Raw genomic sequence first — 24,887 nt, 5'->3', positions numbered from 1 at the left:
CCGCTCGCCGTTGTCACAGCGGCAGTTGGAATCATTAGTGATATCAGATGCGACCGTATCGGTCTTTAATTCGTACGATGTCATCTTCTTCAAGATAACTGCCAGAACGTACCTCGATAAGATTTAGAGGCGTTTTACCTGGGTTTTCAAGACAGTGTGGAATACCTAAAGGAATGTAAATTGATTCATTCTCACCTAACAACTTAGTCTCATCACCCAAAGTAACCCGTGCAGTACCTGTGACGACGACCCAATGCTCCGAGCGATGATGATGCATCTGGAGAGACAGCCCCTCTCCGGGCTTAACTGTGATGCGCTTTACCTGATAGCGCTCACCAGAGTCAATGGAATCGTATTTTCCCCAAGGACGATATACTTCACGATGATTATGGAACTCATGTCGGCCATCAGCCTTGAGCTGTTCGACGATTTTTTTAACATCTTGGACCTGATTACGAGCAGCAATCAATACAGCGTCTTTTGTCTGAACAACAACTAGATCTTTGACACCAACCGTTGCGATAAGGCTTGATTCCGCATAAATATAACTATTTTCTGTACTATGGGTGATCACATCCCCATGATGTACATTGCCTTCGGCAGTTTTAGTACTAATATCCCATAATGAAGACCAAGAGCCCACATCACTCCACCCGGCATCTAAAGGTACTACAACTGCATCACCCGTTTTTTCCATAACGGCATAATCAATTGATTCATCTGGACACTGCATAAAGGCAACTTCGTCTACACGAATAAAATCTAAATCAGGAGCAGCCTGAGACATTGATGTTTGACACGCGAACAGAATATCCGGACGGAATTTACCTAATTCTTCTAGATAGCGTTTCGCGCTAAACAGGAACATTCCACTATTCCAATAATATTCACCACTTTGCAGATAATTTTTAGCAGTATCTAAATTAGGTTTCTCAACAAACTCAGCAACCTCAAAAGCCTGATGTTTCTCTTTCGATTGACAAGCAGAGCCACGGCGAATGTAGCCATAGCCAGTTTCAGGCGCACTGGGAACAATGCCAAAAGTGACTAATTTGCCAGATTCTGCATGGGGTAACGCGTTACGAACTGCATAATGAAATGCAGCTTCATCTTGAATCACATGATCTGCTGCGAGAACTAACAGCAAAGGATCAGCATCAGACTTATCTTTAAGCGCAGAAAGAGCTGCTAGAGCTATTGCGGGCGCAGTGTTACGTCCAAAAGGTTCAAGAATGATATTTTTTGTTAGTCTACCCATCTGCCGGAGTTGTTCAGCAACAATGAACCTGTGCTGTTCATTGCAAATAACCACAGGTGCTTCAATTGCAATCCCATTTAAGCGATTGATCGTCGTTTCAAGCATCGTAAACTCCCCATTTAGACGGAGGAATTGCTTAGGATATAAGGACCTCGACAAGGGCCATAAACGACTTCCAGAACCACCAGCCATAATAATTGGAATTAGCATGATAAAAACCGATAAGTAAGTAAATTAAGTTTCAGAATTTTTTCGAAAAATAGAATCGAGCCAACACGATAAACTATAAGAGTCTTGAGACTTATTGCTTTCAAAATGAATATTAATAAAATCTGGAGGTATAGGTTTTACAGGATACCGAATAATATAATGCATATTTGGATTAAAAAAATCATAACAAGCAATATTAGCATTCGTTGTTGCGATTTTCTTTCCAGCCCCTAACATTTCTATTGTTCGCATGGTCAAGCCATTTTGAGCCGGGTGAGAAATATCTATAATACACTTACTTCTTGAGATTACTTTTAATAACTGGTCTTTTTTTATGGGTTCAAATGAAACTTGTTTATAGCTTATATTATCAAATTCACGAGTCAGAATCTTTTTCAAAAAGAACAATAACTTACTTGGACAATACAGAAAAATATAGTTTTTCCCGCTAACTTTACCTGCAAGAATATTTAAAATCTCAATGCGATGGCTATGCACTGTACCTATAAAACACAGATCATATTCGAGGTCAGATTTCACCTGTCTTAACTGCTCATAATCCGAAGCATAAAAAAGTGCAAGATGATGAACATCAAAAGTCTTTGCGTCATTTTTATCAAAAGTAAAAAATTCATCCGCGTATTTAATATAGTTAACACTGTATTTTTTATTATTAAAAGAATCCCACATATAAAATAAAAACTTACACCTTGGAAGTGATTCTTTATAATGCCGAAGCATTTCAATACGAATACTTTCAGGATTTAGAAAAAAAACAAAATCAGGATTAAAGGATTTAATCTTATTAAGTTTACTTTCATAATATTTTTTAACGAAATATGAAATCAAAATGCTTACATTCAATCTTAAAAGGATTTTACCAATTGTAGAAGTGAATGGTCTTTCATCAAAAAATTCAACGATCGCACCTTTCTGATGCAACTCATTTATAATATGAGCAGGATAATCAAAAAACTTTGGCGAAAAAAGAACGACTCTCTTATTCTTCAAATAAGACATTATCAAACCTTAATCCATTTTTTAACTTTGAAATCATACTCTTTAACCACTTTAGCCGGATTACCAGCAGCAATAGTATAAGGTGGAACACTTTTAGTCACGACCGCATTCGCTCCGACGATAGAAGAGTCGCCAATTACAACACCAGGTAAGATTACTGCACCCTCTCCTATCCAAACATTATCCCCAATTATAACAGGACGTGTCACGAGTTCTCGATCAACGCATAATCTTTTGGGATCAGAATGTATGTATTCATCTCCTGAATAGCAGCCGTGATTTAAATCTGTGATAAAAACCCTACTTGCAATCAGCACATTATTACCAAGACTTATCTTATCAGCAGCAGCAATATGTACAGAATCATTAATTTGGCAATTTTCACCAATAATGAGTGAGTGAAGATTTATGTTTCCATATGCTTCTAACCGACAATAACGCCCAGTCGTAAGACCCGACCCAATTTTCATTTTATACTTCCCACGAATTTCGAATGGGAACCTGATGATTCTGGCATTATTCAGGATGAAAAAAGTAAAGGTGCGATCGCGCAGAAGTTTAATCAACCCAAAAAAACCGTAGTTTTTAATCAAAGAAATCATATTAATATAACTCTTTGTAAACGGCGGAAGTCTCTTCATAGCACTTCTTCCAAGAGAAATGGGATGCTTGTACAAGCCCTTTTTGAATTAAAAGTTGGCAAACAGAACTACTTTTGAGCTCGTTTAACGCAGCCGATATAGATCCAGCACTGGCTTTTTCTAATAGGTAAGCTGCATCCCCTGATATTTCAGGGATTGAAGATTTATTGACTGCAATTACTGGACAACCGCTTCTCATTGCCTCAATCACAGGGATTCCAAAACCTTCATATGCAGAAGGATAAAGGAGACAAAAAACTCTGTTATAAATCTGATTTAACTCTTCGTCAGTTACTCTACCCAGATGCTTGAATCTTCCTGGGATAAATTGGTTAAGAGTGGCGACCTCTTTTTCCGTTAAAGCCCCGCCACCTACAATGCTAAGCTCTAGGTCTGGAACAGAAGCCAGAGCCTCAGCCACTAATAAGAAATTTTTGTATCCCCCACGCGCACCTACAAATAAAACTTCATTAGTTTTGGCTATATTTACAAGTGGATAGTAAACCGGAGAGACACCATTGTGGACTATTCGAATTTTACTTTCGTCAATAGCGCAGAAACGCATTAAGTCCGTGGCTGTGTTTTTAGAGATACAGATTACAAGATCACTATTTCTAATAGCACGGTTTTTCTGCCAAGAATGTAGCCACTGTGAAGGACCAGTGCGATAATACTCATAAGTAAAATCGTGTACAGTGGTTACTATTTTATGCTTTCTTTTTGAAATAGGAAGCCGATAGTGTGTGGAATGAAAAATTGCCTCACTATCTAGATCAGCAGTATCAACATCTCTCCAACGCTCAAGAACACGCATCTCTCGGTCATGCACATGCGTATTTTGACCAGCGAGCCCAATATACGAGTGACTATTCCTGAACTTTATATAATCCAAATTATTATTATGATTTTGATATAAAGAAAGTAATTGTTCGAAATATACTGTACAACCGCCTCCATTTTGCAAATTTTCGATAATGCCATCAATTATTAATTTCATAGATTATTCTCTTTTTATTAGTCCTTGACATAAAATAGAAAACAGAAACACTAAAGAAAAACATGCTTGGCGTAAAATATCCCGCACCACGCACGAAAAATTCTAATATGCTAGCCAGATATAAACTTGTAAAAAGAATAATTTTTTTATTATTACTTTTTTTATGCTTGCGGATATAGAAGAATATTTTTAACCAACCTATCAAATACACAATCATCAAGGCTATACCGAATACCCCAAACTCGCCTACGACTTTGGCAGCTGTAGACCCTCCGTCGAAGACATTTATATATATGCGAAGCAATGAATAGATCTGCTGAGAGATGTCACCTGAAAGTGTTGATATCCCAAACTGTTGAAAACCTGAACCTAACCAACTGGCGTTCATGGTAAGGAAGGCATTTTGCCATCCTTGCAACAGTACCAAAGTTGATAAATTTTGGTTTCCGCTCGATAAATTTAATCTAGCGGTGTAGTAAGAAAAGAGGTCGCTCTGTAAAAAGAAAAAACCAACCAAGCCAAACAAGAGACAAACTAAAAGCGTAAAGCTGACAGATCTAGCCGTTATAATGAATGCAATTGCAGCAGCTAATATCATAGTGAAATTCTGAATGTACCCCCCCCATAATGCAAACATAAATAATATAATTAATCTAGTAGTAGTACCGGCATAAATAAAAGAGAAGTACATAAGTACTGGCGCACAAATTAAAGCAAAATGCGATGGCTCCTGAAATAAAAAAGTAGGTTTAGCAAGACCGGTGCCAAATACATCTATTTTCGTTAAGCTGACTAAAGCATTTAATAATAAAATGTATAGTATTACTTTGAGGGTTGAATGTAATGTTTTCTCATCAACATAATATATAACATCTTTTACGATCACATTTGCCACAAGCACAAGCATGAGAAAAATGAAACTTAAAAGGAATTTTGGAAAATCCTGTTCTGGCAATGACGTTCCAAATATATAAAAAACCAATGCAAAATGAAAAAAAACAAAGACAAGAAAACAAAGAATGATGCTTATTGATCGCCTATGTTCTATATCCAGATACAATCGCCTAGGAGTTACAAGTAATCTACATGCAATAAAGAACGATGATGCTAACACTACACCTAAAGTAAATGATGACTGTTGCAAGAGTATCATTGATAAAGATGGGAAAAATATAATAATTGACGATAACATTGAAAGGTAAAAAACATTCATGTTTATTTTCATTTCATTTTAATACCATCGATTATACCCTTTCGGATAGCTTTCTTCTGACTGTTTGAAGTGAAAAGCAGAATATATAAGCGAGTTATAAAAATATAGCTAAGTGGCAATATTGAACTTAATACACTTAGATTTTTCTTAATAAAATAAAGTCTATTCCTTGTAAGATGATACATCCCAAAGTACGAAATATCCCCACCAGTAGATGCACCTACTTTATGGTAAATTATAAGATTTGAAAAAACATTAACAGGATAAGAGGCTTTATATGCACGATAAAGAAAGTCGGTATCATCGAAGTACGCAAAATATTTTTCATCCATCTCACCAACATTCATCCACAGCGAACGTGAGACAACTAAAAAACAGGTTGGCGCATATGAACTTTGGTGAATTTCTTCGAAGTTTTTAGCGTAATAATCCTCATCAATATGATCATGCGGAGCTAATGCTTTCAGCAGATCAAAGTGTCCGCCACAGTACCATATTTTCTTTTGAGGATAATTCAGGATGGTTGGACTGGCCATATCCATTTTTTCTTCTATCATTCGAGTTATCAAATTAGCAAGAAGACCCTCATACTCGATAATTATATCATTATTAAGGAAGAGCAAAAAATCACAATTATCTTCAATAGCAGCTTTAGCTCCTTGATTATTACCAGCGGCTACGCCAACATTACACCCGTGATTATTAATGAACGTAGTTGGTATATTATATGTGTCAGCTAAAATTTTTGATAAATTTATTGATTCTTCAGTACTGCTATTATCCACAATATACAGATGAAAATTGATATTTTTTTGTATAGATAGGCTATTGAAAAAATCATCTAACACTTCTGGGGAATTATATAAAACAGTAACAAGACCAAGCTTTTGACTCTTAATCACAAACGCTCCCATTGTAATTTTTGTGTATTATATTTCTTAATTACACGTGCAGGGTTCCCAGCAACAACGCAATAATCTTCGATGTCTTTAGTAACTACTGATCTCGCGCCAATCACGCAGTTCTTACCAATTTTAATACCGGGGTTAATATGAGTTCCAAATCCGATAAAAGTATTGTCACCGATGCTAACAGGCATTATTTTTGTAGATATTCTATTACCTATTTTCTCAATATCCAAACAATCATCATAGGGATGAATAACATCAACTATAGAACAACCGCCAGTTATAGAAACATTATTGCCTATCTTAATACCATCTTTAGCAACAATATGAACATACTGTTCGATATTGACATTATTACCAATTTCAATAACGATTTTTTTATCTAATGAAATAACCTCTAGACGCGCACCGTTGCGAATAAGGACATTTTTACCAATGGAGATGTTCGCGGGATTAGAAATAAGAATTGGCTTAATTATTCGACTTCCACTACCAAAACTTTTCATCAAATATCGGTACTTGATCTGTCCAATAAAGTAAAAAAACTTTCTCGAGATTTTTGAAAGTATCATCCATTTATCCAATTTTTATTATCATGATCGTACCTTTTAATAACTTTTGCGGGGTTCCCAGCTATCATGACAAAACCATCAGGATAAGATTTTGTTACAACGGAACCTGCGCCAACAATAGTCCATTCGCCAAGCTTTACGTTTGGAAGAATTTTTGCAGCAAACCCGATGAAAACATTATCCCCTAATATCACTGGCCCTTTATCTTGGTCTTCTTGCGACATAATTCGGCCAGCAGATGGATCAAAACCATGTGATAACGTACTAATAAAAACATAGTCACTTAACACTGAGTCCTTGCCTATAGTAATATTCGAATTCGTATGAATATTATTATATCGACCAATATAGGCTCCCTCGCCCACATTTATGCTTGCATTAGGATTATTTCGCACTATGAAAGTGGCAGCATGATGTATGAATGCAGTTTTATCGATAGATACTCTTCGGTCGAGGAAATGTCTATACTTCATTTTATAATAAAAATTCATAAATTTATAAAACATGTTACCCTTCCAAAATTGACTTGATTTTTCTTACTTCCTTAACCAACAGAAATGAAACAACTATTAGTAATATTGTTAAAAGCATATAAAATGAGATATTAAAGATCTCACTATGTAGTGAGATCTTTGTTTTAATAAGGACGTAAAAACAGGACATCATTATCAATGGGCCAAATGCAAATAAACATCTGTACTTGATTTTACTGGTATTCAACGCCGCTATATCAATAAGCCTGAACGTATAGATAGCCATAATGATAAGAGTCGATATCGCTATAGCGATGGAAGATGAATAAATACCGTATTTATTCACAAATAAAAATGTAAGCAGTACACTAGTAACGCCTTCTAAAAGAGGTAAGAACATGATTTCATTTTGTTTACCTTTAGCTAGGTATACTAATCCAAGTGGTGCGCCTATTAGCCGTGAAAAGTTGACTAGCAGTAAGAATAAGAAGACTGGGTAGGTATGCATCGCTACATCAGGACCAATCCATATATCTAGTGCAACTTTCCCAAATATTAGGCATCCGAGGATAAAAAATATGGACAGCTTCAAAATGCTCATGCTTAGAATGAAAACAAAACCATCAAGTTTAACTTTATCGTCACTGTGACAGATTTTAATAAGTGGTTGTAATACTGGAGTTAAGCCTGCATTAATAAATCCAACGATCATTGTAGTTAAGGTGACAGATAATGCGTAATACGCATATTGATTAAAAACATACCTACCAACGATAATCCCATTTAGATTTATTATAAGAAAAGAAGAGAGATTAAATACCAGAACACCAGAACTATAGTTTAAGAATTTTTTAAATGTAAATTCTTTTATAAGGTTATTATTTTTTTGAATGAAATTTTTAGAACGAAGATAAGTTATATATATTACTAGATATGAAACAACGTTAATTGTCAGATAAGTAAATGCCATTGCCATCATAGAGTACGATGCTGCAATACATACTCCAACACCAAGAAATACTCTCGAAATCAGATTAATAATAGCAGGAATTTCATTCCGCTCAATCCCAGTAAAGTAACCGTTATAAACAGAAACAATAAGACCAAAAACAAATGATAAAGATATAATGAGGAAAACACCAGGTGCATATGGTGACTCATCTATTTTGATTGCGTTAAAGAGAGAGAAAAAATTATTGTAGACATATGACAATACAATTACTGATAATAGAGTGCAAGCCAATGAAAAATATATTCCATACTTTATTACTAGCAACTCTTTTTTCGCATTTAGTTCAGCTCTAGCTAAAGTTACAAAGCGCGCTACAGAGATTTGACATGTAAAACTGAGCAACGTAAAAAAGGCCCCGATCTGAATAACCAGAGACCATATAGAAAAGTCGTGTAATGATAATGTATTAATTAAAAATGGGGATATAACCACCCCCAAGATAACATTTGAGAATCCATTGATGATATTTGAAAGAGAATTTTTAATCAGACGATTAAACCCACTCATTTATTTTCATCCATGTGCTCTTTAAACTTTTCAACCATTGCGGCTATATCTTCTAATACACTTCGCGGCTTATAATCACTAAGCTGATTTGTAATAGCATCTATATCTGTAACAGGGAACACTTCTCTTGGAAATGCTTTATCATGCCAGTTAACAGTGCAATTAGTTGTTTTGATTAATACATCAGCTATGTCTTCTGCTGTAACATTAACGCCACTAGCAATATTGAATATTTTACCTATAGCATCATCTTGCTTTGATAACTTAATGCAGGCATCTGCGACATCCTCTACAGCAACGTAGTCTTTTGCATAAAGTTTATCAATGTACATGTCTACATGATGGTTGTTGATAGCATTACGTGTAATCGAAGGTAAAAACAAAGGGCTATTTAAGGCGACACCATACACGTTACTTGGCCTGACAATAACGATTTCTCTTTTGCTCTTTAGGCAAAGCTCTTCAGAGACTAGTTTAGTCAGATTAAATAATCTACGCGCATCATCTTCACAAACGAGGAGATCTGTGTTTTCTGTCGATAATGCTTGATTCATATATACCCTAGTTGAGGACATATAAATCAACTTTTCAAAATTTGCCTTTTGTAGGACATTAGACAGCAACTGAGTGTTAGCTTCGAAAACCTGATAGGCTCCATTACCACAATCTCCATATCCTGCACAGTAAATCACAGTTCCTAAAGCCTGTTCGAAAATCGAGTCATCCCCTCTTTTAGGAACAAACACTTCATGTGACTGTGCTTCTAGTTGCCTGACAACTTCGCCACCAATAAATCCATGCCCACCAAAAACTGTATAAAAAGCCATCTATCACCAACCCATAATAATCTGCTGATGCACAACGCTCAAACTTGGCAATTCTTTATCTTTGCTAGATAGATTTGGATTTTCAACTGGCCATGGAATATTGATTTCCTGGTCACTCCAAATCAATCCGCCTTCATCTGTAGGATCATAGAAGTCTGTGCACTTATACTGAAAATCGGCAGTATCACTTAATACGCAAAAACCATGCGCAAAGCCTGGCGGTACATAAAATTGAAGTTTATTCTCTCCCGTTAGAACTATGGATTCAAATAAACCGAATGTAGGTGAATCTTTGCGCAAGTCGACTGCAACATCGAAAACTGCCCCCTCAGTTACTGAAACAAGTTTGCCCTGAGGTTTTGTCTTTTGAAAATGTAGTCCACGCAGCACGCCTTTCGATGAGCGCGAGCGATTATCTTGAACAAAATCCTGTTCAATACCTATATCTTTATAACGCTGAGCATGGAAGCTCTCATAAAAAAAACCACGCTCGTCGCCAAATACTTTCGGCTCGATGGTTAATACGCCCTGTAATCTGCTTTGAATAACCTTCATAATTTACTCACTGTCTTTTACTAAGTTTAGTAAATATTTTCCATACCCAGTTTTAGATAACTCTTTACCAATTTTTTTAATTGTTGCTTTGTCTAGCCACCCATGATTAAAGGCGATTTCTTCGAGGCATGCAATTTTAAAACCTTGACGTTTTTCAACAGTATGTACAAATTGAGAGGCCTCTAACAATGAATCATGTGTGCCGGTATCTAACCATGCAAACCCACGTCCGAGCTGTTCAACTTTCAATTGGCCCATAGAAAGATAAGCTTGGTTAATGCTAGTTATTTCTAACTCACCGCGCTCGGAAGGTTTGACACTCTTCGCAATATCGATCACTCTGTTATCATAAAAATAAAGACCAGTTACGGCCCAATTAGATTTTGGTTTAACAGGCTTTTCTTCAATAGAAACAGCATTCATATTCTCATCAAATTCAACAACACCAAAACGCTCAGGATCCATTACTTTGTATCCAAAAACCGTTGCCCCATTTAATGTTTTGATACCATTGCTTAATTGTTTACCAAAAGACTGGCCAAAGAAAATATTATCACCAAGTACTAAACAGACATTATCTTTGCCAATAAACTTCTCACCAATTATGAACGCTTGGGCTAAACCATCCGGTTTCTCCTGAATCTCATACTGGAGCGAAATACCAAATTGCTCTCCATCACCTAGCATACGTTTAAAACTTGCTTGGTCTTCTGGTGTGGTAATAATTAAAACTTCTCTTATACCCGCTAACATTAATACCGATAAAGGATAATATATCATCGGTTTATCATATATTGGAAGAAGTTGTTTAGATGTTCCAAGCGTAATTGGGTGAAGACGTGAGCCCGAACCGCCAGCTAAGATAATGCCCTTCATTTTCTATTTTCTCCGTAGTTCTGCTCTATCCAAGTTTTATAAGAGCCGCTCTTAACATTTTCAACCCAGTTCACATTATCTAGATACCACTGGACCGTTTTACGGATTCCGCTTTCAAAAGTTTCTATTGGTGTCCACCCCAACTCCCGGTTAATTTTATCAGCATCAATCGCATAGCGACGATCATGGCCAGGCCTATCAGTTACGTAGACAATTTGCTCACTGTAAGACTTATCTTTAGGTACTATCTCATCCAATAAACGGCATATAGTCAGTACAACATCCAAGTTTTTCTTTTCATTATGACCACCGATATTATACGTCTCACCAATAGTGCCATTCGTTACAACCGTATACAGTGCTCGTGCATGGTCTTCAACATACAGCCAATCACGGATTTGATCACCCTTACCATAAATTGGCAGATCCTTACCCTCCAGTGCATTGAGTATTACTAGAGGTATTAATTTTTCAGGGAAATGATATGGGCCATAGTTATTAGAGCAATTAGTCACGATGCAAGGCAGGCCATACGTTCTTTGCCATGCTCGAACTAAATGGTCGCTTGAAGCTTTAGATGCAGAATAAGGGCTACTTGGGGAATAAGGTGTCTTTTCAGTGAAGAGCGGCAATGAGTCTGGACTTGTCCATTCATCTGGATGAGGTAAGTCACCATAAACTTCGTCTGTAGATATATGGTGAAAACGGAAGGAAGCTTTATGAATTGCATCCAATTGAGTCCAATACGCCCGGCTTGCTTCTAGGAGAGTATATGTACCTACGATATTAGTACCGATAAATTCTGCAGGTCCGGTTATAGAACGATCAACATGACTTTCTGCTGCTAAATGCATGACAGCATCAGGTTGATGTTGAGCAAAAACCTGCTCAAGAGCGTTTTTATCGCAAATATCAACCTGAACGAATGCATAACGATCACTTTCAGAAACAGTGGCCAAAGATTCAAGATTTCCCGCATAGGTCAACTTATCCACATTAATCACACTATCTTGAGTGTTATGAATAATGTGACGCACGACTGCGGAACCAATGAATCCGGCACCTCCGGTAACTAGAATTTTCACCTATATTATCTCTCTTTAATTTATAACTTTTCTATGGCTCAGAAGTTTTCGAATCTTTCAAAATCACTTTAATTTAATCAATTTCTAATAACGCACAAAAACTTACCTGCAATCAATTTATTTTAATTTTGACTTTTTCGATAACGTATTAATGCACGATACAAATATTAAGAAACAAACAACAAATAATGCTAAAACACCAAACTGCGATACGTTCAATTGATTTGCAATAATACCCACGCCGGAAAAGCTAATAGAAATCGCTAAAACGATCATTAATGCTGTTGAATGCTTAAAACCGTAATTTAATAATATGTGATGCAGATGTTCGCGATCAGGCTTAAAGGGACTATCTCCTCTTCTCATTCTTGATATCATTACGCGAACCATATCCATCAATGGAACTGAGATCAGCCATAAAGCAGTTACTGGATGGATAACTGAGTCTGCACCTTGTGTAGCAACAACAAGTAGCCAAATCATAGTGAAGCCAATAAGCGTACTTCCTGCATCTCCCATGAATACTTTAAATTTACGCCCCCAAGGCACTCCAAGATTTAATAAAATATAGGGAATACAGGCTATCATTAAACAAATGCACCACTGTGCAAGTTCGAGTCTACCATGCAGATAAAATACGATACCAAGGGAGGCAAAACTAACACACGATAATGCGCCAAGTAGCCCATCAATGCCGTCAACCATATTAAACGCATTAATTGCACTAATAACGGCAAGTATAGTAACAAAATATCCTATAAAACCTAATCGAATTTCATAACCGAAAAGTATATTTCCTAATGTAGCGAGATATAGTCCGCTATACATCATAATTATTGCAACTATGACTTGAAGTAAAAGACGTGGCCTAACAGGTAAATCGAAGCGATCGTCTAGTACTCCGACAATCAAAAGCATACTCGCGCAGACTATATACACTATAAAATTGGGGAACCACGACGGCTGCAAGAAAAATAGTACCCAAATCGAAAGGTATATAGAGACCCCACCCACTAAGGGTATGTGTCCATCATGATGTTTTCTTGCATTAGGCTTGTCGACCAACCCCACCCTACGTGCTACTTTCCGTGCAACAAACAACGTGGCTAACGCGCTGAAAAATATGATGATATATTCTTGCATGACTGCACCATGTTAAATCTGATTTGTAATTATAAATACTTCATTTTTCAAAAATCCGTCGCACTATGATTTCATAAAATGCATTAACGGGAGTTCTGACTAAATCCATTTTTCAGCCAGCAATAAATGAAATATTCAAATTATTGAATGTATTTTAATTGTCTTAAATGTAGCTGTTATCCAACCCTTTAGACGCCTGCGTATACTTGTTAATCAAAGAGAAATTCCAGGCACGCTACCGCCCTTGGCTCTGAAGCTACCAATGCACTTACTTGTAACACTGTGATTTAAGTTCGAAGTCCTGCTGTATCTAAAAGCTTGTACAAATGATACCGAATATCTGAAAAGTAAACTTAACGTAAATAATTTTACGCTTTACGCCGCTTATAGCAAGTTTCAATTGTCCTAAATGGTCACTTCAATCAAGCTCTTAGGCTCTGTAAATCTGATTAAAAATTCAACCATAAACGAACGAAAAAGCACCATATTAATGGTGCTTTTAATTACAGCTCGTTAGCCTAATTACTTACCGGCAAACTCTTTCAACCAAGTCTCAAAAGCTGCGCCCTGTGAAGGGTGGCGAATGCCGTACTCGACGAAGGCTTTCATGTAACCCAGCTTGTCACCGCAGTCGTGTGAACGACCGGTCATGGTGAAGGCTTCTACGGTTTTCTTTTTCATCAGCAACGCGATAGCGTCGGTGAGCTGAATTTCATTGCCTGCGCCGTAAGGGGTTACAGCCAGCAGTGGCCACAAATCTTCAGAGAACACATAGCGCCCTACTACGGCGAGGTTAGAAGGTGCATCTTTCTGATCGGGTTTTTCGACGATAGCGGTCATTGGCGCGCTTTCGCCCGGCTCGACTTCTACGCCGTTACAGTCAACGATACCGTATTTAGACACGTCTTTTTCCGGTACTTCTTCAACCATAACTTGGCTGTTGCCAGTTTCTTCGAAACGACGCAGCATGGCTGCAAGGTTGTCTTTGCGCAGATCGCTGGTTGAATCGTCCATCAGAACGTCTGGCAGGATCACGGCGAACGGAGAGTTACCAATCAGTGGTTTTGCACACAACACCGCGTGGCCCAGACCTTTTGACTGGCCTTGACGCACGTTCATGATGGTGACGCCTTTTGGGCAGATGGACTGCACTTCTTCCAGCAGCTGACGCTTAACGCGCGATTCGAGCATGCTTTCCAATTCAAAGGAGGTATCGAAGTGGTTTTCGATCGCATTCTTGGAGGAGTGAGTTACCAGGATGATTTCTTTGATACCCGCAGCGGCACATTCGTTCACAATGTACTGGATAAGAGGCTTGTCAACGATCGGCAACATCTCTTTTGGAATCGCTTTGGTTGCTGGCAGCATGCGTGTGCCTAGACCGGCAACAGGGATAACAGCTTTTAACATTGTAAAGGATACTCCTTGAAACCAATAGTTTGGAAGTTCAGCCAGTCAGAATGTTGAGACTCACCTAGCTCACTGCACTGAAATCGTTTTGCAATTCTAGGACGTTAAATGTGATCCCATAAGTATAGACCTTCAAACCTTAACGAGGGAGCACATAAAGCTAATAATCATCTATTTTTAACTTGCTCATACGATACCAGTAAGCTTTCACAAACGGTAAGCGAAACGCTGAATTTTAAGAATGTTTCCCTCGTTCGCGTTTTTTCTAACCAATTCCTGATGATTTATGAGGCATCCTTAAACCAGATTTCAACGCCCTTCCCTCTTTTACGACGCCATTACGCACTTTCTCCCCAACGTCTTGTTACCGAAAAGTTGAGTTTTCACTTCATGCCACCCATCATTCAACTTGAACACACTGTCATTAATCCAAAAGGTGCAAGATTGCTATGGAATGGATCGCCGATCCTTCGATTTGGGCCGGACTGGCCACGCTGGTCATTCTGGAAATTGTTTTAGGCATTGATAACCTGATATTTATCGCCATTTTGGCGGACAAACTGCCTAAGCGGCAGCGCGACCGTGCTCGCGTTACCGGCCTGCTGCTGGCGCTGGTGATGCGTTTATTGCTGCTGGCGTCCATCTCTTGGCTGGCGACGCTAACCCGTCCCTTAGTGACCCTGTTCTCCCATTCATTTAGCGCTCGCGACATCATCATGCTGCTGGGTGGGGTATTCCTGCTGTTCAAAGCCACTATGGAGTTAAACGAGCGGCTTGAAGGCAAGGATGAAGAGCACGGTCAGCAGCGATCCGGGGCGAAGTTCTGGGCGGTGGTGGCGCAGATTGTGGTGCTCGACGCGATATTCTCCCTCGACTCGGTGATCACCGCCGTGGGCATGGTCGACAATCTGGCGGTGATGATGGCGGCAGTCTGTATCGCTATCCTACTGATGCTGCTCGCCAGCCGCCCGCTGACCCGCTTTGTGAATGCGCACCCGACCATTGTCATTCTCTGCCTTAGCTTCCTGTTGATGATTGGTTTTAGTCTGGTTGCCGAGGGCTTTGGGTTCTATATTCCAAAAGGTTACCTCTACGCCGCGATTGGTTTCTCAGTGATGATTGAAGCGCTGAACCAGTTGGCGCAGTTCAACCGCCGACGATTTCTCTCATCCAGCCGCTCCTTGCGTGAGAGAACGGCCGATACGGTTCTCCGGGTGTTGCGCGGTAAGCATGAAGAAGCCGAGCTCGACAACCACTCTTCCAATATGATTTCTGACAACGAAGGTAACGAGGTCTTTAACCAGCAAGAGCGCCATATGATTGAACGCGTACTTGGGCTGGCCCAGCGCAGCGTCAGCAGCATCATGACCTCTCGACACGACGTCGATAATCTTGAGCTAAATGACCCACCCAACGTGTTAACCCAGCAAATTGCCGAAAACCAGCACACCCGCATTCTGGTCACTGAAGACAGTTCTACCGATGAGCCTCTTGGCGTAGTACATGTTATCGACCTGCTCAAGCAGCAACTTCTGCACAATGAATTAGACCTCAAGGCGCTGATCCGCCAGCCGCTTATCTTCCCCGAGCAGCTCTCCCTGCTGAAAGCCTTAGAGCAATTTCGGCTGGCGAAAACCCACTTTGCCTTTGTGGTCGATGAATTTGGTTCTGTCGAAGGCGTCGTGACCCTGACTGACGTGATGGAAACCATTGCTGGCAACTTGCCAGAAACCCACGAAACCGCCGACGTCGATGATGATATTGAGCAGCGCGAAGATGGCAGTTGGGTGGTGAACGGCTCGATGCCGCTGGAGGACGTGGTGATGCATATCCCGCTGATGCTGGAAGAGAAGCGTGATTACCACACGCTGGCAGGCTTACTGATGGAACACGCGCAGGTGGTGCCGCAGCAAGGAGCCAAGCTAACTATCGGCGATTACCAGTTTGAAATACTGGAAGTGAACAGTCATCGAATTTTGAAGGTCAAGGTTACGCCACTTGCCCCTCTTAATGGTGATGATTACGAGGTCTAGCCTCATCTGCCGTGTCATGCAAAAAGGGCCTCATGACGAGGCCCTTTTTAGTTTTTTGCTGACGCATTCTCATGCAATTACTTATCGAGAATTGATTTCAGCTCTTTGTTATCTTTAGCTTTCTTATTTCTATCAATCCAGTTCTGAATGGCGTTCTTGGCTTCATCCTGTAATTGATTGCGCAGGATTTGATCCACTTGCAGCTGATAATTCAACTGTGCCCAAGGACCATAAACACGTAAAGGCACGTCGGTATTTTGCAGCCGCTGAATCAGGTTACTGTTGCCTTTCCATCCGCCGGTGACACGCACGCCTAGCGTCAAATCACACTGGTTATCAGCGAAGTCGATGTTGCCCGCGCCTTTGGCATTGAGCATTTCTGACTCGGCCAGCAGATTGGAAAGCGTCAACGTCCCCTTGTTCAGCTCACCCTCAGCCTGAAGTGACTTAATTTGGGTGTAATGGTCATAACGCTCCAGGCCCTGCACGCTGTTGTTATTGCGGGCAATGGCCTGCTGCACCAACTGCTGAATATTCATGCCGTTAAGCCGGGCGTCGTTCATCGACATCTGCATTTTCCCAGCCCAGTTATGGCTGAAATCATATGACGTCAACCCACTGCCTTTGACCGCACCGCGCATAGTGAACTTACCCGTCAGCGCCTCTGGCAGGTCATAAGCCACCAGTAACTGACCCAGCTCGATATTGTTCAAAATGGGCTGAATGCTGATTTTCGCCAGCTTGCCAGTGACATCCATGGTGCCCGGCAGTGAGAAGTCGCCGGATGCCATTTTACCACTGAGGGTTTGAATATTGACTTTACCCTGCTGGTTGTCCGCGAGCAGTTTGAAATCCTGAACCTTCAATCCGCGATAGGTCAGATCCGCCACGTTCAGCGCCACGTTAGCGTTGAAGCTATTAAGCACGCTGAAGTTATTCGGCTGGTCGTTAACATCACGCGCAATCACTGGCGCAGAAGTTACGGTGCGCGCCGCCTGAGAAGTCTGGTCCGGTGTCTTTGGCTGCCAGCCGGATAACGCGTCGAGGTCCAGTTTCGCCGCATCGAGATTAACTTGATAATCCCCTGTATCCGTCAAGGTCGCCGCTGCCGTACCGCTCAGCTGGTTGTCGTTAGCTGTTAACGCTAGCTGGTTCAGTTCCAGACGCTGGGTATCGCGGTGATAATTAGCCTGCATGCTGCCAGCACCCTGCAAGCCTTTCGCCGGAATATCAGCGCCCGTCAGCTGATAGCTAAATTTGTTAACGTTGGCAGAGAATTCTTGCGGATACTTCTGCATATCCAGATCAGCAGACAGGGTGAAAGCGAGATCGCGTTGATTGCGATTGATGCGGCTGGAAAGCTCAAGATGTGCCTGACGGTGTGCATTCTGATCAAGCTGCATATTGATGTCGCGGACATTAATTTGGTCGTTCTCACCGCGCTGCCAAATCAGCAAGCTGTCAACAATGCTGATTTTATCAATGTCGAATTTCCAGCCCGCTTCGAGTTCTGAAGGAGGCTGGACGGTAGAGGTTGGCGCGACCGGCGCATCGGGTACGTCGGCCTCACTGTCAGGCGTTAATCGTACTACCGCGTTCTTTAACATCACTTCGCGCACGGCTAACTGATGGGAGAGCAAAGGCCAGAGTTTGACATCAAGACGCATGTTTTCCGCAGTGACCACCGGCTTTTGGGCACCCGGCGCCGTCAGCGACGTTTGCCCCGCGATAATGCTCAGCTGAGGCCAGACGTGCCAGCGTAAATCACCGCGAATTGCCAGTTGATAACCACTTTTCTGCTCGACACGGTCAACCATGTACTGGCGGAAATCGTTGGGGTTAATTAAAAACACCAGCGAGGTCATTCCGGCGATAATCACCACCAGCAATATCACCAGCGTTGTCAGTAATCTTCTCATGCCTTCCTCTTGCCATGTCACCCGCAGTGGCGCGGGTAAAGACCTGAATCAGTCTTTGTCGATACGACTTGCAACAGCACTCTGCTGGTCGCGATATTTGGCATCCTGTCGGCTGTTATAAGGACGAGCCGCCGGGCCAGATAGCGGTTCAAAACTCAGGGCGCCAATCAGCATTCCCGGACGCAGTGCCAGAGGCAACTTACCTGAATTATAGAACTCCAGCACGATTCGGCCTTTCCAGCCGGGATCGATACGATGAGCCGTAACGTGAACCATCAACCCTAGTCGAGCCAGAGAAGAACGTCCATCTAACCAGCCAACTAAGTCATCGGGGATAGAAACGGTTTCGAAAGTCACAGCCAGCGCCAGCTCGCCCGGATGCAGGAAAAACGCCTCGCCTTCAGGCAGGACGATTTCATCACTCATGACTTTATCCAGCGCGGCGCTCACTTCGTCTTTCGGGCCACTGAGGTCGATAAAACCGGCGTTGTGCCCTAAAAAGACACGGAATCCATTCCCCAGCCGGACATCTACCGTTGCCCCGTTGATACGTTCGATGGGAGGGCGCGGGGAAATCGCTAACTTTCCGCTGTCCAGCCAGGCTTCGATGTCTCGATCGCACAATCTCATCGTTTCTTTCTCCGTGTTGTTACTGCTGAAAATGGCCTGTTAATGCCGGGGCCATTAATTGAAGAACTGACTAATTTTCGCTTTAAGAATATCAATCGCAATACGGTTTTTGCCGCCACGAGGAACGATGATATCTGCATATTGTTTTGAAGGTTCAATAAATTGCAGGAACATCGGGCGAACCGTTTTCTGATACTGCGCCATCACGGAGTCCATCGAGCGACCGCGTTCATTGACGTCGCGCTTCATACGGCGCATCAGGCAGATGTCCAGCGGCGTGTCGACGAAAATAGAGAAGTTCATCTCTTGGCGTAAGCGCACGTCGGTCAGCAGCAGAATGCCTTCTAAGATGATCACTTTCTTTGGCTTCAGGGTGACCGTTTCGCCCAGACGGGTGTGTTCGATAAAGCTGTAGCTTGGAAGCTCAATGGCCTGCCCTGCCTTCAGGCTTTGCAGGTGTTGGAATAACAAATTGTGGTCCATGGCGCTGGGATGGTCGTAGTTCGTTTTAACCCGCTCCTCCATGGTCATGTGGCTTTGGTCTTTATAATAGCAATCTTCTGGAATAACCCCGATGTGTTCATCACCCACCTGATCACGAAGTTCACGATATAAGGTACTGGCAATGAGGCTTTTTCCAGAGGCAGATGCGCCAGCGATACCTACGATGACACACTGATGGTGCTTGTCAGACATAAAATTAAAGACCTGATTTGGAAGTTTGAAGGGCAAGCACGGGGACGGTGCTTTGATCGCGCCAATTATAGGTACAACACCTTGCCGATGCCAGCATTTAGGACGGTAAACTCTGGCATCGGGCAATTATTAGCAGACTTTGGGCGTTAAACCGCCCGGAAGGCGATTTCTGTCGGGATAGCATCCCCTCGCCAGTAGAGCTGAGAAGCAATGCGCGCCGCTAACTGGCGATACATTAAGGTGAATTCGCTCTGCGGGTTGGAGACGACCGTCGGCTCACCGCGATCCAAATCTTCCCGCAGTGAAATATGCAGCGGCATTTGGGCTAACAGTTCGCAGCGATATTTCTCCGCCAGCTTCTCTGCGCCACCGGTGCCGAAAATCGGCTCATGGTGCCCGCACTGGCTACAAATGTGCATGCTCATGTTCTCGATAATGCCCAGCACCGGCACTTTCACCTTCTCAAACATCACAATGCCTTTCATGGCATCGAGCAGCGCGATGTCCTGCGGGGTGGTTACTACCACGGCACCCGTCACAGGGATATTCTGCGACAGGGTCAGTTGGATGTCGCCCGTGCCCGGCGGCAGGTCAATCACCAGATAATCTAAATCCGGCCACAGGGTATCTTGCAGCATCTGCATCAGCGCTTTGCTGGCCATTGGGCCGCGCCACACCATGGCATTGTCGTCCGTCACCAAGTAACCAATGGAGTTAGTCGCCAGCCCGTGAGCCATGATAGGTGCCATATGCACGCCATCCGGCGAGGTTGGGCGCTCAGACTCGGTGCCGAGCATGTTAGGCACCGACGGGCCATAAATGTCCGCGTCGAGAATACCCACTTTGCCGCCTTCGGCCGCCAGCGCCAGCGCGACGTTCACCGCGGTAGTGGATTTCCCCACCCCGCCCTTGCCGGAGCTGACAGCAATGATGTTACGCACGCCTTTGATGCCGGGCTGGTCATTAGCACGGCGCAGCGTGGCGACGTCATGACGCAAGCGCCAATCAATCGCTTTCGCCCCGGTCACGCGCAGCAGTTCGGCACTGGTTTGCTCTTTCAGCACGTCAAAACCGCTCTGCCAGACGAAAGGCAGGGTCAGGTCGAGGTGCAGCACGTTGTCCAACAACGCGCAGTGATGCACGGCTTTGATCGACACTAAATCTTTTTGCAGGGTGGAATGAGTAAAAGTGGTCAGTACGCTTGCCACCAGGGCGCGTAGCCCCTCGGGGGATTGAGATGTCATCCCGGCTCCTTGAAGCATGTTATTAAACGACATTGATATTTCTACGTAGCATATACTCAAACTCACCTGAATTGCAGTAACAGCGCGTCGCTCTTATAGATGAAGCAGGTGGAGATGAGGGTGTACGCTTGTTTACGCAGGGAGGCCGTTTCGGTTAACATCAATGCCCCTGATTTCAACTAAAGAAAGCAAGCTCTTACTATGGCTCAAGTCGCGAAAAAAATTTTGGTAACCTGTGCACTTCCGTACGCCAACGGATCTATTCACCTCGGACACATGCTCGAGCACATCCAGGCTGACGTCTGGGTCCGTTACCAGCGAATGCGCGGCCACGAAGTTCACTTCATTTGTGCTGACGATGCGCACGGTACACCGATCATGCTGAAAGCTCAGCAGCTCGGGATTGAACCGGAGCAGATGATCGCCGAGATGAGCCAGGAGCATCAAAAAGATTTCGCCGGCTTCGGTATCAGCTATGACAACTATCACTCGACGCACAGCGACGAGAACCGCGTGTTGTCCGAGCTTATCTACGGTCGCCTGAAAGAAAACGGCTTCATTAAGAATCGCACCATTTCCCAGCTGTACGATCCGGAAAAAGGCATGTTCCTGCCAGACCGTTTCGTCAAAGGCACCTGTCCGACCTGTAAATCCCCGGACCAGTATGGCGATAACTGCGAAGTCTGTGGCGCAACCTACAGCCCAACTGAACTTATCGAGCCGAAATCCGTGGTTTCCGGTGCGACGCCCGAACTGCGTGATTCCGAGCACTTCTTCTTCGACCTGCCTGAGTTCAGTGCGATGCTGCAAGCTTGGACCCGCTCCGGCGCGCTGCAAGAGCAAGTGGCGAACAAGATGCAAGAGTGGTTCGAGTCTGGCCTGCAACAGTGGGATATCAGCCGCGACGCCCCTTACTTCGGCTTTGAAATTCCAAACGCGCCGGGTAAATACTTCTACGTCTGGCTGGACGCGCCAATCGGCTACATGGGTTCATTCAAAAACCTGTGCGACCGTCGTCCGGATCTCAGCTTCGACGAATTCTGGAAAAAAGATTCCACCACCGAGCTGTATCACTTCATCGGTAAAGACATTGTTTATTTCCACAGCCTGTTCTGGCCAGCAATGCTGGAAGGCAGCAACTTCCGCAAGCCTACCAACCTGTTCGTTCACGGCTACGTGACGGTCAATGGCGCGAAGATGTCCAAATCGCGCGGCACCTTTATTAAGGCTGGCACTTACCTGAACCATCTGGATGCGGACTGCCTGCGCTATTACTACGCGGCGAAACTCTCTTCCCGTATCGACGATATCGACCTGAATCTAGAAGATTTCGTGCAGCGCGTTAATGCCGACATCGTTAACAAAGTGGTGAATCTGGCTTCACGCAACGCGGGCTTCATCAATAAGCGTTTCGACGGCGTACTGTCAGACAAACTGGCTGACGAAGCGCTGTACAAAACCTTCGTTGACGCCGCCGAGAGTATTGCTGAAGCTTACGCCAGCCGTGAGTCAAGCCGCGCTATCCGCGAAATCATGGCCCTCGCCGACTTGGCAAACCGCTATGTTGACGAGCAGGCTCCTTGGGTTGTGGCGAAGCAAGAAGGCCGCGATGCCGACCTGCAATCTATCTGCTCAATGGGTATCAACCTGTTCCGCGTGCTGATGACTTACCTGAAACCGGTACTGCCATCCCTGAGCGAACGCGCCGAAGCCTTCCTGAATGCCGAACTGACATGGGATGGCATCGCACAGCCGCTGCTGTCACACAAAGTGAACCCGTTCAAAGCCCTGTTCAATCGTATTGAGCTGGATAAAGTGAGCGCCATGGTTGAAGCCTCGAAAGAAGATATCGCCGCAGAGAAATCCAAAGCTGTCACCGGCCCACTGGCCGACGCGCCGATTCAAGAAACCATCACCTTTGATGATTTCGCGAAAGTGGATATGCGTATCGCGCTGATTAAAAGCGCTGATTTCGTGGAAGGTTCTGACAAGCTGCTGCGCCTCCAGTTAGATCTGGGCGGAGAATTGCGTCAGATTCTCTCCGGCATTCGCTCTGCTTATCCTGATCCTAAGCTGTTGGAAGGCCGTTTGACCATCATGGTGGCTAACCTTGCTCCACGTAAAATGCGTTTCGGCGTATCCGAAGGCATGGTGATGGCCGCAGGCCCCGGCGGGAAAGAGATCTTCCTGCTCAGCCCTGACTCTGGCGCGCAGCCGGGCATGCAGGTGAAATAAACCCGTTTGGGTTTTGGGCAAACACCAAACCGGTGAGGAGCGATCCTCACCGGTTTTTTTATTTCAGTGGAGTGCTGTTTTGCTCCTCCCCCTACTTCGGCCAGTTCGGCCACACCCTTCCGTGCTCCTTCTCAATATCCGCCTTACTTAAACCGATATCCTTCAGCTGCGCATCTGTTAGCCCGCTCAAAATGTTGCGCTGTATGCGCTTCTCATTCCACATCATCACGAACTGTACTGATCTTGCCATCCAGCTGTCGGCTCTGGCCGGTGCTTGGTCAATGGCTTTACTGACAAGCGGGCCCGCGCCCACGGCGGAATCACACTCACAGTATTGGCGTTCTTTCTTAATGTTTTTCATCATCACATCCCCTATTTACCCTGTAGACATAGGATGCAATGAGTACGAAATACATTACAGATTCAGATATTCGATATTTAAACCATACAGTAGTGGAATGAATCACAGTTTATGCGCTAGATTAAGCTCATCTGTACTGGTTTTCGTTTTCAACGAGTGGGGAATTAACAGTGAATCGCTATGAAAATCTCGCCAACGTGCTGAGCGAACGCATTGAGCAAGGCTTGTATCCTGCGGGAGAACGCCTGCCGTCGGTGCGTATCCTTAGCAGTGAACACGGTGTGAGCATCAGTACAGTTCAGCAGGCGTATCGCGTGCTGGAAGAGAAGCTGCTGGTTGAAGCGCGGCCAAAATCGGGCTATTTCGTTACTTCAGCCCGGCCACTGGCGGCTTTACCTGCGGTCTGTCGCCCGACTCAGCGCCCGGTGGATATCAGCCAGTGGGATCAGGTGCTCGAACAGATAACCCAGCTCGATACACCCGGTTTTATTCAGCTCGGGCGTGGCTCGCCGGATGTCACCGCCCCGACTCTGCGCCCCCTGAACCGTGCCATGTCCCGCGCTGGACAACATGAAAACCTGCTGGCGCTGAAATACGACACTATTTACGGCTCGCTGGAATTGCGCGAACAGATCGCCCGGCTGATGATTGATAGCGGCAGCCACATGGACGCCAGCAATATTCTGATCACCACCGGCTGCCACGAAGCCCTCTCCATTGCGATTCGCTCGGTCTGCGACGTCGGCGATATCGTGGCGGTTGACTCCCCGAGCTTCCACGGCGCGATGCAGACCCTCAAAGGCTACGGCATGAAGGCGCTGGAGATCCCCACCGACCCCGTGACCGGCATCAGTATTGAAGCCTTGGAAATGGCCCTCGAACAGTGGCCGATTAAAGCCATTCAGCTCACGCCGAACTGTAATAACCCGCTGGGATACAACATGCCCGACGAGCGGAAAAAGGCGCTGCTGCGGCTGGCGCAGTGCTATGACATCGCCATTATTGAAGATGACGTGTATGGCGATTTGGCCTACCAGTACCCTCGCCCGGCGACCATTACCT

The 24,887-nt window shown here is 43.7% G+C and carries 23 protein-coding genes; 3 read left to right on the top strand and 20 right to left on the bottom strand.

Going from position 1 to position 24,887, the window contains the following annotated elements:
• Positions 1 to 43: 43 nt before the first annotated feature.
• The 15 genes from cpsB to galU all read right to left on the bottom strand — a co-directional run bounded on the left by cpsB (position 44) and on the right by galU (position 14,707).
• Entirely contained in the window at positions 44 to 1,468 is a 1,425-nt protein-coding gene (cpsB, locus tag GEAM_RS06935; protein WP_034789901.1) for a mannose-1-phosphate guanyltransferase, read from the bottom strand.
• A gap of 24 nt (positions 1,469 to 1,492) precedes the next feature.
• On the bottom strand, positions 1,493 to 2,488 hold the full coding sequence (locus GEAM_RS06930) for a WaaS/CpsH family glycosyltransferase (RefSeq protein WP_034789898.1): 996 nt from the start codon (positions 2,486 to 2,488) through the stop codon (positions 1,493 to 1,495).
• A gap of 2 nt (positions 2,489 to 2,490) precedes the next feature.
• Positions 2,491 to 3,090, bottom strand: coding sequence for a DapH/DapD/GlmU-related protein (locus tag GEAM_RS06925; protein WP_210435882.1), 600 nt, complete (start codon positions 3,088 to 3,090; stop codon positions 2,491 to 2,493).
• Between the two features lies 1 nt (position 3,091).
• Complete coding sequence (locus GEAM_RS06920; RefSeq protein ID WP_034789896.1) at positions 3,092 to 4,126, bottom strand: glycosyltransferase family 4 protein; 1,035 nt, start codon at positions 4,124 to 4,126, stop codon at positions 3,092 to 3,094.
• Positions 4,110 to 5,081, bottom strand: a complete 972-nt coding sequence (locus tag GEAM_RS06915; protein ID WP_150385425.1) for a hypothetical protein — start codon at positions 5,079 to 5,081, stop codon at positions 4,110 to 4,112. The genes GEAM_RS06920 and GEAM_RS06915 overlap by 17 nt, the downstream gene beginning before the upstream one ends.
• Positions 5,082 to 5,347: 266 nt before the next feature.
• A complete protein-coding gene (locus tag GEAM_RS06910) occupies positions 5,348 to 6,241 on the bottom strand; it encodes a glycosyltransferase family 2 protein (protein ID WP_210435881.1) in 894 nt (297 codons plus the stop codon).
• On the bottom strand, positions 6,238 to 6,753 hold the full coding sequence (locus tag GEAM_RS06905; protein WP_244956602.1) for an acyltransferase: 516 nt from the start codon (positions 6,751 to 6,753) through the stop codon (positions 6,238 to 6,240). Before GEAM_RS06905 ends, GEAM_RS06910 begins: the two co-directional genes overlap by 4 nt.
• A 62-nt stretch (positions 6,754 to 6,815) precedes the next feature.
• Positions 6,816 to 7,325: an acyltransferase gene (locus tag GEAM_RS06900; RefSeq protein WP_034789891.1), complete on the bottom strand. Its 510-nt coding sequence runs from the start codon at positions 7,323 to 7,325 to the stop codon at positions 6,816 to 6,818.
• 1 nt (position 7,326) lies between these two features.
• Entirely contained in the window at positions 7,327 to 8,811 is a 1,485-nt protein-coding gene (locus GEAM_RS06895; protein ID WP_034789889.1) for an oligosaccharide flippase family protein, read from the bottom strand.
• A complete protein-coding gene (locus GEAM_RS06890; protein ID WP_034789885.1) occupies positions 8,808 to 9,638 on the bottom strand; it encodes an NAD-dependent epimerase/dehydratase family protein in 831 nt (276 codons plus the stop codon). Before GEAM_RS06890 ends, GEAM_RS06895 begins: the two co-directional genes overlap by 4 nt.
• A gap of 3 nt (positions 9,639 to 9,641) precedes the next feature.
• On the bottom strand, positions 9,642 to 10,193 hold the full coding sequence (gene rfbC / locus GEAM_RS06885; protein WP_034789884.1) for a dTDP-4-dehydrorhamnose 3,5-epimerase: 552 nt from the start codon (positions 10,191 to 10,193) through the stop codon (positions 9,642 to 9,644).
• A gap of 3 nt (positions 10,194 to 10,196) precedes the next feature.
• A complete protein-coding gene (gene rfbA / locus GEAM_RS06880) occupies positions 10,197 to 11,069 on the bottom strand; it encodes a glucose-1-phosphate thymidylyltransferase RfbA (RefSeq protein ID WP_034789882.1) in 873 nt (290 codons plus the stop codon).
• Complete coding sequence (gene rfbB / locus GEAM_RS06875) at positions 11,066 to 12,154, bottom strand: dTDP-glucose 4,6-dehydratase (RefSeq protein ID WP_034789881.1); 1,089 nt, start codon at positions 12,152 to 12,154, stop codon at positions 11,066 to 11,068. The genes rfbA and rfbB overlap by 4 nt, the downstream gene beginning before the upstream one ends.
• A 117-nt stretch (positions 12,155 to 12,271) precedes the next feature.
• Positions 12,272 to 13,297, bottom strand: a complete 1,026-nt coding sequence (gene wecA, locus GEAM_RS06870) for a UDP-N-acetylglucosamine--undecaprenyl-phosphate N-acetylglucosaminephosphotransferase (protein WP_034789880.1) — start codon at positions 13,295 to 13,297, stop codon at positions 12,272 to 12,274.
• Between the two features lie 522 nt (positions 13,298 to 13,819).
• Positions 13,820 to 14,707 (bottom strand): UTP--glucose-1-phosphate uridylyltransferase GalU, encoded by an 888-nt coding sequence (galU, locus tag GEAM_RS06865; RefSeq protein ID WP_034789879.1) that lies wholly within the window; start codon positions 14,705 to 14,707, stop codon positions 13,820 to 13,822.
• Positions 14,708 to 15,156: 449 nt separating this feature from the next.
• Here galU and GEAM_RS06860 point away from each other — a divergent pair, with 449 nt between their 5' ends.
• A complete protein-coding gene (locus tag GEAM_RS06860; protein WP_034789878.1) occupies positions 15,157 to 16,740 on the top strand; it encodes a TerC family protein in 1,584 nt (527 codons plus the stop codon).
• A gap of 77 nt (positions 16,741 to 16,817) precedes the next feature.
• Here the strand turns inward: GEAM_RS06860 and asmA are convergent, their stop codons facing one another.
• From asmA to apbC, 4 genes are all read right to left on the bottom strand, one after another.
• A complete protein-coding gene (asmA, locus tag GEAM_RS06855) occupies positions 16,818 to 18,659 on the bottom strand; it encodes an outer membrane assembly protein AsmA (RefSeq protein ID WP_034789876.1) in 1,842 nt (613 codons plus the stop codon).
• 48 nt (positions 18,660 to 18,707) lie between these two features.
• The gene (dcd, locus tag GEAM_RS06850; RefSeq protein ID WP_034789874.1) at positions 18,708 to 19,289 is read right to left on the bottom strand and encodes a dCTP deaminase; all 582 of its coding nucleotides are present in this window, start codon (positions 19,287 to 19,289) and stop codon (positions 18,708 to 18,710) included.
• Between the two features lie 54 nt (positions 19,290 to 19,343).
• Positions 19,344 to 19,985, bottom strand: coding sequence for a uridine kinase (gene udk / locus GEAM_RS06845; RefSeq protein WP_034789873.1), 642 nt, complete (start codon positions 19,983 to 19,985; stop codon positions 19,344 to 19,346).
• A gap of 146 nt (positions 19,986 to 20,131) precedes the next feature.
• Entirely contained in the window at positions 20,132 to 21,229 is a 1,098-nt protein-coding gene (apbC, locus tag GEAM_RS06840; protein WP_034789871.1) for an iron-sulfur cluster carrier protein ApbC, read from the bottom strand.
• A 201-nt stretch (positions 21,230 to 21,430) separates the two neighbouring features.
• On the opposite strand from apbC, the gene metG reads away from it, so the two are divergent.
• Positions 21,431 to 23,464: a methionine--tRNA ligase gene (gene metG / locus GEAM_RS06835; protein WP_034789869.1), complete on the top strand. Its 2,034-nt coding sequence runs from the start codon at positions 21,431 to 21,433 to the stop codon at positions 23,462 to 23,464.
• A gap of 91 nt (positions 23,465 to 23,555) precedes the next feature.
• Here metG and GEAM_RS06830 read toward each other — a convergent pair whose 3' ends face one another.
• Entirely contained in the window at positions 23,556 to 23,828 is a 273-nt protein-coding gene (locus GEAM_RS06830) for a DUF1127 domain-containing protein (protein ID WP_051899433.1), read from the bottom strand.
• 167 nt (positions 23,829 to 23,995) lie between these two features.
• Between GEAM_RS06830 and GEAM_RS06825 the strand changes: the two genes are divergently transcribed.
• A partial coding sequence (locus GEAM_RS06825) for an aminotransferase-like domain-containing protein (protein WP_034789867.1) occupies positions 23,996 to 24,887 on the top strand: 892 nt, incomplete at its 3' end.

Source organism: Ewingella americana ATCC 33852 (assembly GCF_000735345.1).
Classification (GTDB): Bacteria; Pseudomonadota; Gammaproteobacteria; order Enterobacterales; family Enterobacteriaceae; genus Ewingella; species Ewingella americana.
This window is presented reverse-complemented; position numbering and strand designations above follow the sequence as displayed.